Origin of the sequence: Shewanella vesiculosa (genome assembly GCF_009994065.1) — a bacterium.
GTDB lineage: Bacteria > Pseudomonadota > Gammaproteobacteria > Enterobacterales > Shewanellaceae > Shewanella > Shewanella vesiculosa.
The window spans coordinates 211,279-227,618 of the sequence record NZ_JAACSD010000004.1 but is presented as its reverse complement, the minus strand read 5'-3'; the positions used below and the strand labels follow the sequence as shown (position 1 = coordinate 227,618).

Genomic DNA, 16,340 nt, shown 5'->3' with positions numbered 1-16,340 from the left:
CAAAATCAGGGAGAGATGAAACCAATGTTATTGCAAGACAAGCTGCATGCTTATGCGCGACTGATGCGGATTGATAGACCTATTGGCACCTTACTTCTGCTCTGGCCATGTTTAATGGCCTTAGTGTTAGCTGCTCAAGGGTTACCAGATATTAAGGTGCTGGTGATTTTTGTGGTTGGCGTAGTCATTATGCGTGCTAATGGCTGCATTATTAATGATTTTGCTGATCGCAATTTAGATGCTCATGTTGAGCGCACCAGTATGCGTCCTTTAGTATCGGGCGAAGTGTCTGTTAAAGAGGCGCTGAGCTTATTTACTGTCTTAGGTTTGCTTGCGTTTAGCTTAGTGTTATTACTCAATCCATTAGTCGTGCAGTTATCTGTGGTCGGGATTGTGCTAACAGTGATGTATCCGTTTATGAAACGGGTGACCAACATGCCACAGATGTTTTTAGGTATTGTGTGGAGTTGGTCTATTCCGATGGCCTATGCCGCTCAACTTGGTGAAGTGCCAGTGGAAGCTTGGTGGTTATTTATGGCGAATTGGTGTTGGACGGTAGCGTACGACACTATGTATGCCATAGTCGATCGTGACGATGACTTAAAAGTCGGCATTAAATCAACCGCCATCTTGTTTGGCCGCTTTGATCGACAGATTATCGGCATATTTCAACTTGCTGCCCTAGGGTGTTTTGTTATGGCTGGGCTGGTGGCCGATCGTGGGGTTATTTATGGCTTGGGCATTATCAGCTTCATTGGGTTTGGTGTGTACCAGCAACGATTAATCTTTGGTCGTGAACGTGCACCATGTTTTAAAGCCTTTTTAAATAATAACTGGGCAGGCATGGTAGTGTTCATTGCACTTGCACTGGATTATATGATTTAAGGTTTGTGGTTTATTACCTTGTGGCAGGGATGCATGAAAACAACTGTTTGGTTAATCGTCGCGATAATGTGTTGTTGGTTATCCCTCGCCAGTGCGTCAACTCACAATGATGCTGTACTGGCTGGCTTACCAAACAACACTGCTGATGTGCATTCTTCTGCTGCGCTAGTTAATATTCCTCGTACCCGTCAATTTGTGCTTGAAGATGGTGATCGCCACTATCAAGTGATGATCAAATTGCCAAAAGATTATCGCCACAATAGCACTCATCGTTACCCTGTCGTCTATATGACGGATTCTATGTATAGCTTGCAAGTGGTGTCTGGTGCGACGCGATTTCCAATGAACACCAATATGATGCAGCAAGCTATTTTAGTCGCTATTGGCTATCAGAGACCAAGTAAAGGTTCGGCGAGTCGGATCCGCGACTATACCCCAAGTCACGATGCGAGTTGGAAACTACCTACTGGCGAGGCTAAGCGCCACGTTGCCTTTATCAGCCAGGTTGTTATGCCCTTTATTGAAAAAAACTATCGAGTCGACACCCAACAAAACACCTTTGTGGGTAATTCGTTAGGCGGGTTACTCGGCGCATATATTTTATTAGAACAGCCAAAGCTATTTGCGTATTACGTGTTGGGTAGCCCATCTCTATGGTTCGATAATAAACAATTATTGCAGCAGTTTGCTCAGCGTTTCCAGCAAACGTCAGCAATATCTGCCAAGGTGTTTATTGGCATTGGCGAATTAGAAAAACCACCTTACACCCATGATGGTCATCAGATGGTTACCGATGCGCGCGCTTTTTTTAAACTACTCCAATCTCACCCTTCTGCTCAAGCAGGTACATTACAGCTTAAATTTTTGCTCATCCCTGAAGCAGACCATTCAATGGCTTTTCCAACCACGGCAATACACGGTTTATCTTGGCTGTTTAAACGAAGCATCTAGCTAAGTCCACTGTCGATCCTTTATATCCTGTAATCATTTCCTGTAACCATTTTTGTGGCAATCAATCTGCGTACAATGCATTTTTGCTGATATGTTAATAACTTGTTTTATTTTTATTTACCCCCATATCAATTTCTACAGTGCAGCATTAATTAAACTGAGATTACCCAAGGATGAGTATTGAATGAGAGCAACAGTTAAGTATCGGTTAGTTTTTTTAGTGTTAATGCTATGCAGTTTTTTCTTAGGCGTTCAGTTAACCCCAGCGTCGTTAACGAGCCATGCTGACAAGTTGACGCTGGGTATTATTTCAGCGCTTTATTTTGTGTTGCTACCACTGTGTTATTGGTATTGCATTATTAAAATGGGCGCCCAGAAACTGTGGAAAATAATAGTTATTTTCAGTTTAAGCAGCTTGGTTGCACGGCTAAGTTTTCCTGCAGAAATTGCCCATTACTTTGAGTTTGTGGCCTGGCTGCGCTACCCAATTATTGCCGTGTTATTAGTGATCCAACTGTACTTAATTGTCAGCGTAGCTCGTGGCTTGATTAAGGTACGAAAGTTAAAGGGCGATCCTCGAGTCGGTGCGGTGGAAACCTATCGAGATGGTGATGATAAAAGCTTAACTATCGCGCTTATTATGGCCAGTGAAGCGACTAACTGGTTTTATTCTATCCCATGGTTTTCACGTCATCATCCACCAGTAATTGCCAATATCAATCTTGTTAGCGCTACACGCTGGCATGTGTGGTTAATGCTTATTGGTTGTGTTGGTGCGTCGAGTCTGAGTTACGTATTACTGGCATCGTGGAGTGAGTGGGTGGCGATTATTGTCTCAAGCATCATTGCCTATACCTTGATGTCTATCGTGGCTAACCATCGACTGTCACGCTATTACTCTTTATATTTTATGCGAGACAACCTAGTTATCAATAACTCCTTGTGGGGATTTATGGTGATAAGCATGGCCGATATAGCCAGTGTGACACATCAAGAATCAATCGAATTAAATAAAGATCAAGCAGAAACGATTATGATTGGCCGCGGACAATGTAATGTCATTATTACTCTAAACCGTGCGGTTATTTATCATGGTGGTATGGGTCAGTTACCTGAACCGATGAAAACGGTGTATTTGAGTGTGGATAGTCCGCAGCGGTTCATTCAGGCGCTTAACAATAGTAGAGTTACTGTGGCTGAGTAATCTTCAAAAACACATAAAAAATGCGCTGATGAAAGCGCATTTTTTGTGAGTAAATCAGTACTGGCGAACTAAGCCCACGAGCTAATTTGTCGATTAGTCTCGCACTAATGTGGTTAAGTCAGCCGGGCGGTAATAAACTGACTTTAATACCTTACCTTGACGAACCACTTTACCGGCCATATCAACGTCTTTAGCGCATTTAGCGATAATAAACTCACCTTTAGTACTACCAACAATTTCAACACCTTGTTTGGCATAGTGGGCAATGGTTTCAGCTAATTCTTGCTGGTTGCGGCACACTTTGCTCATGTTGCTTGAATGCACTTCATTCCAACATTTAATAAAGTCTATTTCACGGTTCTTAGCCACGTTAAGCAATAAATCGACAAGATAGCTTATCTCTAAACGATCGCTTACCTGAGTCGCTCCTAAGTGCACTAAACGGCCCATTAACACGTAGACAGAATCAACAATAGCATCAGCTTGTTCAATACGAGAATCCGCTTCGGCAAGCTCGGTCATTTCTTCGATAATCAGTGATGTATGCAAAGTGTCTGCTTTGTGATCAAGACTGGTCTCGTCGTTGACGGGTAAGTCAAATGTGCTGCGAAACTCAAAGATATCGCGGTATAAGTGATCGTAAATCGGTTGAGTTAATTGGCTGAGTTGCATGGGCTTACCTGCGAAAAATAATGTGAGCTAATTTTAAAGAATTGATCAGCAGAATACAAAAAATTGCCTAATGTTTTTTGCAGTAGGCAATCATTTTTTATACTCTGAAAGTATGGCGGAGTTCTTTGGCTTTATCTGCGTGAGTTTTAATATTTAATGCAGCAACTTCAATCACATTTAAGCTTGCCAAGTTACTGTGGCTTAATTCTGTAATCGTATGGATATTATGGGTTACCTCTGCGGTAACCCGTTTTTGTTGCTCTGCTGCAACAGTATTTTGTTGTGTAAACTGGTTTATCTCATTCACGCTTTGATAGATATCTTCAAATTTTGTCGAGGCAAATCCTATGTCCCTTGCGCACGTATCAGCCTGAAGTTTACTGGCTTGCATTTCGTCGGTCCAATTAATAAGCATAGCATGCATAGATTGCACGCTTTTAGAGATGAGCTCTGTTGAGAGCTGAGTTCTACTTGATAAGGTTCGAACTTCATCTGCTACGACGGCAAATCCACGCCCCTGCTCGCCAGCACGTGCGGCTTCAATGGCAGCATTAAGTGCAAGCAAATTAGTTTGCTCAGCAATGCTTTGAATTTCTTGCATGGCATTAGAGACATTATCTGCTTCTTTATTTAATAAGTGCGCATTCGATGCCGCTGCCGAAACTGAAGTCGCTAATCGCTCAATACTATTACGGTTAGCGTGCATTTCCGTTCTACTTTCAAGACACACTTGCTGTGCCTTGTTTACATGATCTGAGGTCGATATCGCATGTTGGGCTATCTCTGCAACAGAGGAGTTCATCGCTTCAATTGCGCTGGCGATTTCATCAATTTTATTTTTTTGTTGCTCAATACTATGATTAGCTTCTTGAGCAGAATGAACCAGTTCATTGGCGATATGATGTAAGTTGTTACCTTGATCTTGTGAGCGACCAAGTACCCCTTGCATTTTCGCCTGATTCAGAACCTGTTGAAATTCCAATACTGAAATACTGTCGTTACCACAATAGACTAATCGACTGACTGAATCATATTGTTGTTGATATTGGTTGATCTTATTCGGCAGTGAAAAGAGTTCTTTGGTAAATAATAGTGTATTAACCAGTGCTAAAGAGAAGATCACTGCTGCCATGGTCCAATTAAAAACTACACCACAGCCAATGATTGCAGCCAAGGTTATTGACGCGCCTAACCAGCGTTTATGTTGGCTAGTCATGACATAACTGGCCGTTTTTCCTTGTTTTATTTGGCTGTAAAGTTTTTGGGCATTAGTAATGTATTCAGGCTTTGCTTTAATGCGTACCGATTGGTATCCAGTAATTTGGCCCTTTTCATACAGGGGAGAGACAAAGGCATCAACCCAATAGTAGCTTCCATCTTTACAGCGATTTTTAACAATTCCACGCCACGATTCACCAGCTTTGAGTTTATCCCATAATTCTTTGAAAGCTTCTGCTGGCATGTCGGGATGTCTGACAATATTGTGATTATGAGTGACGAGTTCTTGCTCACTGAACCCTGAGATTTTAATGAACGTCTCATTGGCGTAAGTAATGATGCCGCGTTTGTCTGTAATTGATACCAGCTCGTCATTAGCATTAAGACTGACTTCTTTATCGATTACGTCCTTGTGTCTCATGGGCATACTTCCATTATTGTTCGACTTTTAACGGGAAAGTCATTGTGCTGCTTTCCTCACAATTATAGTGGATATCAAGATATAGATCATATTAGTAAATAGCTATTATCATTACCAGAGATTAAATAAATATTTAATTTGGCAATAAAAAAACCGACATATATGTCGGTTTTAGTATTGAGCTATGGATTCAATTTTGCATAAATGCTGGTATTGAAATTAAGCCTATTTTATAAATGCGAAAGCATCACCATACAAATGGGCTTCTTCAATCCCAAGCTCACGGAACAATTCTCGTGCCGTGCCAACCATATCAAAACGGCCAGCAATGTAGATGTCGTAGCCATTCAAACTGACAAAGTCCTGCTTAATCTGCTCGAGTAAATTGGCTTTTTTACCTTCCCAGTTACCGTCAGCAAGTTCTACTACTGGAATAAACTCTAACCAAGAATGCTCGGCGTGCCATTGACGGGCGATGTCTTGATAGTACATGGCTTCTTCGTTACGGCAGCCCCAATACAATTTAGTCTGAATGGTTTCGCCGTTGGCAATCTGTGCTTCAACGATACTTTTGATATATGAAAATCCAGTACCACCCGCAATTAAGATCCGCGGTCTGTGGCTTTCGCTACGTAAAAATGCGTCGCCAGCAGGTGCTTCAATATCAATATGGCTTGCCGTTTGTAGTCGTTCAACGACTTGCATGGGATAACTTTCACTCACAGCTGCACCAATATGCAATTCTATTAAGGCCGCATTTGGGGCAGAAGCAATGGAAAAAGGACGTTTGTCTTTTTCACCCATGACCACAGATAAGTATTGGCCAGCTTTAAAATCAAAGGCTGCTTCGGGTTTAAGGAACACTTGATATACAGCGTCATTAAACGGGGTGACTTTTTCAATCTGACAACGAATCGTTTTCATCTAACGTCCTTTAAACCCTTTTATAATTTTTTATCAATCAGTTAATTATAGCTATTTACGACCTAACCGGATCACTATGGTTACAATGTTGGCACATCTTCTATGCCGAGATCATCCCAAATTTGGTCGATTCTTTGTTTTGTTGTCTCATCCATCACAATGGGAGTACCCCATTCTCTGGTGGTTTCGCCTGGCCATTTATTGGTGGCATCTAAACCCATTTTCGATCCTAAACCGGCAACGGGTGATGCAAAGTCAAGGTAATCGATAGGGGTATTATCCACCATCATGGTATCGCGAGTAGGATCCATCCGTGTGGTAATAGCCCAAATAACATCCTGCCAATTACGGCAATTGACATCCTCATCAACCACAACAATAAATTTGGTGTACATAAATTGGCGAAGGAATGACCATGCTCCCATCATCACACGCTTGGCATGACCCGGATATTGTTTACGGATTGAAATGATTGCCATACGATAAGAGCAGCCTTCAGGCGGCAGATAAAAGTCAATAATTTCAGGGTATTGTTTACGTAGGATAGGAACAAATACTTCATTTAATGCCACGCCTAACATAGCCGGTTCATCTGGTGGACGGCCGGTATAGGTACTATGATATATGGCATCTTTACGGTGAGTAATATGGGTCACGGTAAATACTGGGAATGAGTCTGTTTCGTTATAGTAACCCGTGTGATCGCCGTATGGACCTTCTACTGCGGTTTCATCAGGATCGATATAGCCTTCAAGAATAATTTCGCTGGTGGCTGGTACTTCAAGATCGCAGCTAATGGCTTTACAGACCTCGGTACGTTCGCCGCGCAACAAGCCTGCAAAGGCATATTCACTCATCGAATCTGGCACTGGGGTTACAGCACCCAAAATAGTCACAGGATCGCTACCTAATGCCACTACGACAGGATAACGTTCACCTGGATGAAGCTGTTTAAAGTCTTTAAAGTCTAGGGCTCCGCCACGGTGGTCCAGCCAGCGCATGATCAGTTTATTTTTACTTAATAACTGTTGGCGATAAATACCTAGATTTTGTCTTTTTTGTCGCGGCCCTTTGGTGATGGTTAATCCCCAAGTGACTAATGGTGCCACATCGCCTGGCCAGCAGTGCTGGATTGGCAACGCGGTTAAGTCGACATCATCACCGCTTTTGACTACTTGCTGGCAAGGTGGATTGCGCACTGTTTTCGGCGGCATATTTAACGCTTGCCTAAACATTGGTATTTTAGCTATGGCATCTTTAAAGCCACTCGGTGGTTCTGGTTCTTTTAAGAATGCTAATAATTCACCGACTTCACGTAATGCTAAAGGGTCATCTTTTCCCAATGCCATAGCAACACGTTTAGGCGTACCAAATAAGTTAACCAGTACCGGCATGGTATGGTTGGTCGGATTTTCAAATAACAGCGCGGGGCCACCTGATCGTAAAACTCGATCAGCAATCTCTGTCATCTCTAAATGAGGATCAACAGGATAGCTAATGCGCTTTAACTCTCCATTTGCTTCTAAATGATCGATGAAGCTGCGTAAATCTTTAAAACTCATGTTTACCGCCTGTAAATCAAATCCAAACCACTATGGCGCGCACTATAGCATTTTTCTAATATAGGGTTAAGCCATTTGATAGACCTATATTGTTGATATCGACTTTAGTGATACTTAGCGTAAACTGGATGTTGTGAACCAGATTGTGGAGGTGACTTATGTGGGTGAACAAACCGTGGGTTTTGATGCCGTTATTAGGGCTTAGTGCAAGTGTAACCTTAACTGTGATGAGTTTGGTCAGTGCTCAGCCGCTGTTAGCGAACGAGTATTCTCAGCGTGTTTCTCATTCTGTCGGCTCTCAACATAATAACCATCGCCAACATTATAATCATTATCGACATCGTGACCCTTGGCGTTGGGGGATCGGTTGGGATCAAGGCTGGAGAGGTAACCAATATTGGGGACCGAGTATTGGCGTTAGTTGGAGCAATGCTAATAACTTGCGATACAATTCGGTTTGGAAAAATAATGATTATCCTAGTCGCCAATCTGGTTTTTACCCCTATCAAAATCAGTTGAACGCAGTCTACCAGCCACAAGCTATCGAGGTTTTAGAGCCTGTTGCAGTCGCGCCACGGCAACAAACTACAACTAGCATTCAATATGCTCAAGGTTTGAATCATTTACCTGAAAATGCCAAAGTGATTCAGCGTGAAAATGGCACTGTTTATGAGTGGCAAGGGGTAGAATATTATTTTGATTGGAATACTCAAACCTATGAAGTAGCCAAAGCGGATACTCGATGATCATCAGTATAGAAACAAAATTCAGTCCTGTGGTCAGCCTTAGCTTGATACATAGCCGTATCAGCCGCACTGATAAGTTCACGACTGTTTAAACCATCATCAGGCAGTACACTAATACCAATACTCGCCCCAACTTGTAAAGTGTGCTCGCCGATGGTTATGGGTTGCTTAATACTGCTCAATAATTGCTTTATTTTGTTTTTGATATCGATAGGTTCGGTGATCATATCGAGCCAAATGATAAACTCATCGCCTCCCAATCTACCGACAATATCAGTAGTACGCAGATTATTAACCAAACGATTAGCGATGGTCATGATCACTTCGTCACCAATGCTATGACCCAGAGAATCATTAATCTCTTTAAATTTATTAAGATCTATAAACAGTAATGCAGCTTGCTGTTCTCCGCGTAAATCACGTGCTATTGCGGCATCAATTTGCTTAATAAATGCGCGGCGATTATAAATCCCCGTGAGTTCGTCATGTTCGGCTAAAAAAATAAGCTTATCTTGCTGTTCAATTAATTTGCGGGTTTGAATATCAACTTCTTGTTTCAATTTTTCTTTTTTTATCGTGATTTGGGCTAATGATTGTTTCATCTCATTAAAATCATCAGCGAGTGCAGATAATTCGTCGGTATCAAAAGAATTAATTTGACTGACGAGATCGCCTGCTGCGAGCGCTTCCATACCGATCCTGAGTGAGGCGAGCCCTTTCTTAAACCTAATTAGTGTCATAATAGACCAAGCTGTTACCATAATCGCTAACAGAAATAAGACCATTCCGACCATTAATAATAATGTTTGTTGTTTTTGACTCGCTTTTTTTATCGAGAATTGATGAAGCCGAAACATTTCTTCGGTCATTTCTTCAATAATCATGCTGTATTTCGCTTTAAATAATCGTTCAGCAGTCAGTGTTGATGCCACATTAACTTGTTTGCTGTGGAAGTCATGTTGAGTATTAATCAGTGATCTTATATTGGTATTTAATCTATTGATGTTGCTAATGATGAGTTTTTGCTGTGTCGCCCACTGAATATCTTCTGAGAGATCTTTGGCCAATTCGGCTTGGCGCAGATTAAGCTCTGAAAGCCCTCGATCATCGCTATACTCTTGGTAAAGCCATAGCTGACTGCGAAGACTATCAATGCTGACTTGCAATTTCATTGAGTAATTGAGTTGCCGGTATATTTGTTGTTGATAATGGTGAGCTTGTATCAGCGATAAACCGACGATCAATGTCAGTAATGAGCAAAGTGCAGCGGTTAGTTTAAGACGCTTAGATAACATCATAACTTACCATCCTGCCTCTAAGCTCATGAAGGTTTCAAATAATTTGCGGTCGAAAATCTGTCTAAAATCGACACTGTTTTCTTCATCTACCAGTTGATTATCAATAGCCCATTGGCTTTGAGTTTGGAGGTTAGAAAATAGCGCATTGCTGAGTGATAATCTAAAAGTATAGTCATTCCATGAGTAACGGAGTTGCGATGGATCGATATTCAAAATACGACTAATATTTTGCTGAGCAAGTTCTGGGTTAGTGTGGATATAGTCAGTGGCATCACTAATTGATTTAAGTATAGCCAACCTTTCTGTGGTGGATAACGTCGTCTCTTTAAGCTCAATTAAGTTAAAGGATAAGTGATATAGGCCGCGGCTATTAATGACGCTGGTATCTGAGGTTACTTGTTGTGTTAATAAATAACTTAATGGCTCCCAAGCTGAAATAATATCAACCTCATTATTTAATAATGCTGGAATAAGTTCATCTGACCGCAAATATACTCGCGTGATAGGCTGTGCCGTTTTATTGTACATGATCAGTAAACTATCAAAGAAAAACTCACTAGCGCTGTCTTTGACTATGCCTATTCTGGCGTGCTGCAGGTTATTCAGCCGATGATATTTTTGTGGCATTAAACTGAGTAATTTAAGATCATTATCTGATTCCACAAAGCTAGTTAATACTGAAAAGTTGCTCTGTTTAAAACTATTAAACATGACGACAGTTTCCGAGGCGGTAGCCAGGTCGACTTGCTTATCATTAAGGGCGTTAAAGCATTTTACCCCGCTGTCGTATTTAACTAATTCAACGTTAACACCATTCGCTTCAAAGTAACCAAGTTGTTTGGCAATAAGAACAGGCGACGAAAGTGGCGTGCTAGAAACCGCAATTTTAATGGATGCTTTATATGTAGGTGAAATCTTAGTGGATTGATGTGTTCTCTGTTCGCAACTGATGATGCTGGTTATGATAAAGATAAAAAAACAAATGCTTAACACCTTGGTCATAGGGACACTTCAATAATGAGTTAATGATACTAAGTGTAGTGAATTTATAACTATTTGATTGGGAATGTGACAAAAAAAGCCGTTTTTTTATCGTATCAGTCGATAGTTTTACTTTTTTAGTTTTAACGATAAGTGACAATTAAGAGGTATGTTGTGAACGGGTAAGTGAATATTTTCTTTTTTTAATCTTTATTTTTTAATTCAATAAGTTATTACATCTAAATTCAAGATGAATTTATGTGGCAGACAACTCAGCTAAAATCAGCATATTTAGCCGATTCTATATCAAAGTGCTCATTTTTTGTTCGTAATAGGCTGCAGTATAAATCGCTAATCGAGTACACGTTATTGTAATGATATTAGTTTTTAAGTTAGCGTTTTATATGATTATGAAGTTATTTTAAGCTTGTTTGGCTAAGTCTGGGTCATCCTATATGAAAAGGCCCCATTGCATCCTTTGCTTTGGGGCCTTTGTTTGCATTGTCTGTTATTGTTTTTATGTTTGCTGTTGTAAAACCAACCCTGAGCTGGAGATTATTATTTTGAGCTTGTCAGCCACAGGGTGGAATAAAAATGACGTTATTGGACAATAGAGTCTGGGGATCCAATAACGCCTTAACTGTAATATTAGCCAATATCCTTAATGGCTAACGGTGAAACAATAAGGCGGCAAGGATGCAAGTATTTTGCGCTTATTATTAGAATGATTGTTGCTGTGATAACAACTTGCTGGGGGACGAGTTGTTATCATGGTCAAACATCCTTGCCAAAACGGTTTTGATCGTTAGCTCTGCTAATGGTTGCAGAAGCGCCGTCAATGGCGAAAGCTAAAAACCTGGATAAAAATGACGTTATTGGATAATAGAGTCTGGGGACCCAATAACGCCTTAACTGTAATGTTAGCCAATGTCCTTAACGGCTAACGGTGAAACAATAAAGCGGCAAGGATGCAAGTATTTTGCGCTTATTATTAGAATGATTGTTGCTGTGTTAACAACTTGCTGGGGGACGAGTTGTTAGCATGGTCAAACATCCTTGCCAAAACGGTTAACTGAATTTCAATTATTGTTTAAGATCGTTCCAACACTTTCTTAAACATGGATCCTTAGCTTGCTATAGCATGTAGTTGCTGATTTAACTGGGCAATCTTTTGTTGCAAATAGGCTATTTCTGATACGATTGCGCCCTTACTTTCTGTCTGGCGAACTTGGTTACTTCTGACCCACTGGTATACGGTTTTTGCCGATACACCATATTGTTTTGCTACGTCAGATAATAATCTTTGATTATTTTTGACTTCATTAATCACTTCTTTTTGTAAGTCCACTGGGTACTGTCTCGTATTTGACATATTCATCAAATAATCTCCTGCCAATTTACTTATGTTTACTAGAGCGAGTTTCCACTTCATCCCACTGGCTACAACCGAGATGTGCTAAGAAAAAAATGTTCTGGCGGCATTGTGAAATGATATTATTTACCATGACATTTATTGACTTAATGCTACGACTTCCGGTTATTTTATTCATTGCTATCTCCTACATCTACCAAGGACTACTTGTAAAATCACACTATCACTTAGTGGGTATGTGTTCTTATATGGAAAGCTTGTGCCAACTTTGATAAATATTTTTATCTGTTATTTATCAGTGTCTTATTTAAAACCTTTAACCTAGGTACTTTTTACCGACAGATTAGTTTGGTGCAATTGCACTAACTTGGTGAATAAGTTCTGCAGATGAATCGCTATCAAACTTATCGCTAGGTCGCAGTTTAGATGACAAATATGGCAGAAAAAGGTGACCTCAATGACAAAATAAAGATGGCGTTATATTGAATTTAATATTTACATGGATGATTTGAACATGATTAGAAGGGGGAGGTGAGTGCTGAGTTAACAGACTGACAATCTGTGGCTAGCGTGACCATTTGAGAGTCCGCCGCCCATAAAAGAGTCCTAAAGTAGACAGTTTTATAGACGGCATATTATTTAACCCAACTCGGGTTAAGAGATAAGAGCAATACTCTAGTGCATTAAATACAGCGTCGCTAAGCCTAAAAATGCAAATAGACCAACCACATCAGTGACTGTGGTTAATACCATTCCTCCAGCAAGAGCTGGGTCTATATTGAGCTTTTTGAGCATGATTGGAATAGTGGCACCAGCAAAGCCGGCAACTGTCATGTTAATTAGCATAGCACTGCCAATTAATCCGCCTAACGCAATGTCGTCTTTCCACAGCCACACAGCAAAAAAGACCAACACAGACCACATAATGCCGTTTAATAATCCAATGCCGAGTTCTTTGCCTATTAACCAACGTGAATTACTTTGGCCAATATGACCAAGTGCAATACCGCGGATCACCAGCGCTAAGGTTTGATTACCGGCAACGCCGCCCATGCTTGGCACAATGGTCATTAAAATTGCGATGGTAGCAAATTGCTCTAAGGTGCCTTCAAACATATTACTGACAGATGATGCTAGTAATGCTGCAAATAGATTGATGGTTAGCCATAGAGAGCGTCTCAGAGTACTTTTAAGCACTGGGCCGAAGGTATCTTCATCATCATCCATGCCTGCCATCCCCATCATGGAATGCTCGGCATCTTCACGGATCACATCGATAACGTCATCAATGGTTATTCGTCCTAGTAATTTTGCTTGGCTGTCTACGACTGGGGCAGATATCCAATCGAGTCGTTCAAATTTTTGCGCAACATCTTTATCAGACATCTCAACCGGAATACTTTCTAGTTCGGTGTCCATAATGCTGCGAACTGTGACGCTCGGATCGCATGTGAGTAAGTCGACTAATCTGACGCCACCTAAAACATGGTCATGGCGATCGACAACATATAATGTATCAGTGGTATCTGGTAAATTACCGCGTTGACGTAAATAGCGTAACACTACTTCGATATTAACATCGGGTCTTAGGGTAACCGTATCTGTGTTCATTATGCTGCCGGCAGTATCATCCGGGTAGCGCAGTGCTTGTTCTACTCTATCTCTGTCTTGGCTTCGCATTGACTTGAGTACTTTCTTATAAACCGCATCGGGCAAGCTGCGAAGAATATAAGCAAGATCATCGGTGTCCATTCCTATCGTGGCCTGGGCGAGTTTCTCTGGTGTCATGCTGCTGATGAGCGAATCTTTCAGTTCTTCACCTAATTCATCCAGGATCTCACCAGCATATTGTTGATCAATTAATTGCCATAAGACTTGTCGATTTTTTGGTGGTGATGATTCGAGAATGAGGGCGACATCGTTGGGTGACATTGCATGTAACATATTGCGAGCATGAACAAACAATCCACTGTCTAACGCTTGAGCGAGTTGATTGAGTCGTTGTTCTGTTATTTCATTATCTAGGTACTCTTTACCCATATATCAACTTCCTATTTGTCATACGAATATGATTCTGTATGTAATGATTTTGGGCAGTTTCAGTTTCTCTGTTTGGCATATTGATGCAAGAATTGTTATCTGCGGGCAAGAAATGAAATGCAGCAATAAAATCGTTGAGTGACTTGCGCCGAACGAAAGTCTGAACTGCTGATGTTGCTTTACACAAAAATTAACGTCCGATTACATCGGTGTTTGGTCAAGCGAGAACCGTGATTGAAATTGGCTACAACGCTAATATCTCTTAAGAGAACGAATACTTAATCAGCTGGGGATCCGCCGCGCGTTTTCAATATAAAGGCTAATATTATCGAGGAACTGATCGTTAACCTTCGAACAGCAATATCGTGGCAGTTTGGTTAGTATGACGACTTCATTTAAAGATGGAAATAAATAAGTGATGATGGCTTAACGATCAGTAATTAGTGAAAGTATCACTAAATAATTTAGCAAGACTCATCAAATTTAGCATTAATCAGATCACATACGGCATTTAATGCCACTTCAGCATCTGGGCCTTGGGCTGTTACTGTGATCATTTTACCTATGCCACTTTCAAGCATTAATAACCCAAGTACACTTGCTGCACTGGCGTTTTTATCGCCTTGAGTTAACGTGATACTGGCATCAAAATCACCCGCTAAAACAGCAAGTTTTGTTGCAGCTCGAGCATGTAACCCTAATTTATTTGAAATGGTTACTTGGCGTTCAAGTTTGATCATTGGCGCGATCCTATGCTCAGTTAGCTGTCAGTATCAGTTAAATTTAATTCTCTGTGGCGAGCATTAACTGTATGTTTACTGCCATGTCTAAACCTTTTTGCTAATTGATCGGCTATATATACCGAGCGATGTTGGCCACCGGTGCAACCAATGGCGATAGTCAGATAGCTGCGGTTATTACGTTCTAAATGCGGCATCCAGGTTTCAAATAAGTTTTCAATTTGCCAGATAAACTTATTCACTAGAGGTTGCCGACCTAAAAACTCTTGTACCGGTTCGTCTAAACCTGTGAGTGGTCGTAGTGCTATTTCCCAGTGCGGATTAGGTAAAAAGCGCACATCAAACATAAAGTCAGCTTCTGTTGGCATACCGTGTTTAAAGCCAAAAGATTCAAAGTTAATCACTAACTCTTTATCGACACTACCTAACAAGATTTGCCTGACTTGGTCGCTTAATTCGTAAATATTCAGGGCAGAGGTGTCAATATAATGATCAACAATTTTTGCGATAGGCTCAAGTAAACGGCCTTCTAATATGATCGCTTCTTGCAGTGAAATATGATTTTTAGATAACGGGTGTAATCGACGCGTTTCGCTATAGCGTTTGAGTAGCACTTTATCATTAGAATTCAAAAAGAAGCTAATAATTTCAGTGTCATGTTCAAGTAAGGCAAGTTGATCTTGAAGGACTTTACCTTGCTCGGCAATGTTGCGTACATCAACACTAATTGCCACTAGATCATTATTACCTTTGAGCTGAGCCAGTAATATGCCAATCAGTGGTAAAGGCAAATTATCAACACAATAATACCCTAGATCTTCTAATACTCTTAGAGCAACAGATTTTCCTGAGCCTGAACGTCCCGATACTATGACAAGTTTCATGCAGTAATAACCCGATAAAGTTCTGTTGAGTCGTGAGTTTTACGAAGCTGTTTCAATATTTGCTTATCGCTTAATTTTTGAGCCACGCTTGATAGCGTGCTTAAATGCTGTTGGCACTGATCTGCAGGTACTAACAAAGCAAATAAAATATCCACGGGCTGTTTATCGATTGCATCAAAGGCAATGGCTTCTTCACATTTAATAAATATTGCGATCGGATGTTCTATGGTCGTTAATCTACCATGAGGTATCGCAATGCCATTTCCTATACCTGTGCTACCCATTTTCTCTCTCGCTAATAGGCTTTCAAAAACCTCTTGCGAAGATAGGGGTGGGTACTGGGCAGCGACTAAATTGCTGATGAGTTCCAGTACTTTTTTCTTACTGCCCGGTGTGGCACAGGTAGTGCATTCCGGCTGCAGAATGGTACAAAGTTCCATCG

General features: G+C 40.9%; 15 protein-coding genes. 4 read left to right on the top strand and 11 right to left on the bottom strand.

Features of this window, described 5'->3' with window-relative positions:
* The first annotated feature begins 24 nt into the window (after window positions 1-24).
* The 3 genes from ubiA (at window position 25) to GW828_RS03270 (ending at window position 3,040) form a co-directional block, all read left to right on the top strand.
* On the top strand, window positions 25-885 hold the full coding sequence (ubiA, locus tag GW828_RS03280) for a 4-hydroxybenzoate octaprenyltransferase (RefSeq protein WP_124015361.1): 861 nt from the start codon (window positions 25-27) through the stop codon (window positions 883-885).
* Window positions 886-918: 33 nt separating this feature from the next.
* Window positions 919-1,836: an alpha/beta hydrolase gene (locus GW828_RS03275; RefSeq protein WP_124015092.1), complete on the top strand. Its 918-nt coding sequence runs from the start codon at window positions 919-921 to the stop codon at window positions 1,834-1,836.
* Window positions 1,837-2,020: 184 nt separating this feature from the next.
* Window positions 2,021-3,040, top strand: a complete 1,020-nt coding sequence (locus GW828_RS03270; RefSeq protein ID WP_273057895.1) for a hypothetical protein — start codon at window positions 2,021-2,023, stop codon at window positions 3,038-3,040.
* A gap of 93 nt (window positions 3,041-3,133) precedes the next feature.
* Here GW828_RS03270 and GW828_RS03265 read toward each other — a convergent pair whose 3' ends face one another.
* The 4 genes from GW828_RS03265 to ubiD form a co-directional block, all read right to left on the bottom strand.
* Entirely contained in the window at window positions 3,134-3,712 is a 579-nt protein-coding gene (locus tag GW828_RS03265; RefSeq protein WP_182722374.1) for a nucleoside triphosphate pyrophosphohydrolase family protein, read from the bottom strand.
* Between the two features lie 97 nt (window positions 3,713-3,809).
* A complete protein-coding gene (locus GW828_RS03260) occupies window positions 3,810-5,351 on the bottom strand; it encodes a methyl-accepting chemotaxis protein (protein ID WP_273057896.1) in 1,542 nt (513 codons plus the stop codon).
* 225 nt (window positions 5,352-5,576) lie between these two features.
* Complete coding sequence (gene fre, locus GW828_RS03255; RefSeq protein ID WP_124015088.1) at window positions 5,577-6,275, bottom strand: NAD(P)H-flavin reductase; 699 nt, start codon at window positions 6,273-6,275, stop codon at window positions 5,577-5,579.
* 80 nt (window positions 6,276-6,355) lie between these two features.
* The gene (ubiD, locus tag GW828_RS03250) at window positions 6,356-7,837 is read right to left on the bottom strand and encodes a 4-hydroxy-3-polyprenylbenzoate decarboxylase (RefSeq protein WP_182696728.1); all 1,482 of its coding nucleotides are present in this window, start codon (window positions 7,835-7,837) and stop codon (window positions 6,356-6,358) included.
* A gap of 158 nt (window positions 7,838-7,995) precedes the next feature.
* Between ubiD and GW828_RS03245 the strand changes: the two genes are divergently transcribed.
* A complete protein-coding gene (locus tag GW828_RS03245; protein ID WP_273057897.1) occupies window positions 7,996-8,583 on the top strand; it encodes a hypothetical protein in 588 nt (195 codons plus the stop codon).
* Here GW828_RS03245 and GW828_RS03240 read toward each other — a convergent pair.
* The 7 genes from GW828_RS03240 to ptsN all read right to left on the bottom strand — a co-directional run bounded on the left by GW828_RS03240 (window position 8,553) and on the right by ptsN (window position 16,338).
* Window positions 8,553-9,881, bottom strand: coding sequence for a diguanylate cyclase domain-containing protein (locus GW828_RS03240; RefSeq protein ID WP_273057898.1), 1,329 nt, complete (start codon window positions 9,879-9,881; stop codon window positions 8,553-8,555). The two genes, GW828_RS03245 and GW828_RS03240, sit on opposite strands and share 31 nt — an antisense overlap.
* Window positions 9,882-9,884: 3 nt before the next feature.
* Entirely contained in the window at window positions 9,885-10,883 is a 999-nt protein-coding gene (locus GW828_RS03235; RefSeq protein WP_273057899.1) for an ABC transporter substrate-binding protein, read from the bottom strand.
* Window positions 10,884-11,988: 1,105 nt separating this feature from the next.
* The gene (locus tag GW828_RS03230; protein WP_124015083.1) at window positions 11,989-12,240 is read right to left on the bottom strand and encodes a transposase; all 252 of its coding nucleotides are present in this window, start codon (window positions 12,238-12,240) and stop codon (window positions 11,989-11,991) included.
* 669 nt (window positions 12,241-12,909) lie between these two features.
* Window positions 12,910-14,274 (bottom strand): magnesium transporter, encoded by a 1,365-nt coding sequence (gene mgtE, locus GW828_RS03225; protein WP_182696724.1) that lies wholly within the window; start codon window positions 14,272-14,274, stop codon window positions 12,910-12,912.
* A 464-nt stretch (window positions 14,275-14,738) separates the two neighbouring features.
* Window positions 14,739-15,014, bottom strand: a complete 276-nt coding sequence (locus GW828_RS03220) for an HPr family phosphocarrier protein (protein ID WP_124015081.1) — start codon at window positions 15,012-15,014, stop codon at window positions 14,739-14,741.
* Between the two features lie 20 nt (window positions 15,015-15,034).
* Window positions 15,035-15,898 (bottom strand): RNase adapter RapZ, encoded by an 864-nt coding sequence (rapZ, locus tag GW828_RS03215; protein ID WP_182696723.1) that lies wholly within the window; start codon window positions 15,896-15,898, stop codon window positions 15,035-15,037.
* Window positions 15,895-16,338: a PTS IIA-like nitrogen regulatory protein PtsN gene (ptsN, locus tag GW828_RS03210; protein ID WP_124015079.1), complete on the bottom strand. Its 444-nt coding sequence runs from the start codon at window positions 16,336-16,338 to the stop codon at window positions 15,895-15,897. The genes rapZ and ptsN overlap by 4 nt, the downstream gene beginning before the upstream one ends.
* Between the last annotated feature and the right edge of the window lie 2 nt (window positions 16,339-16,340).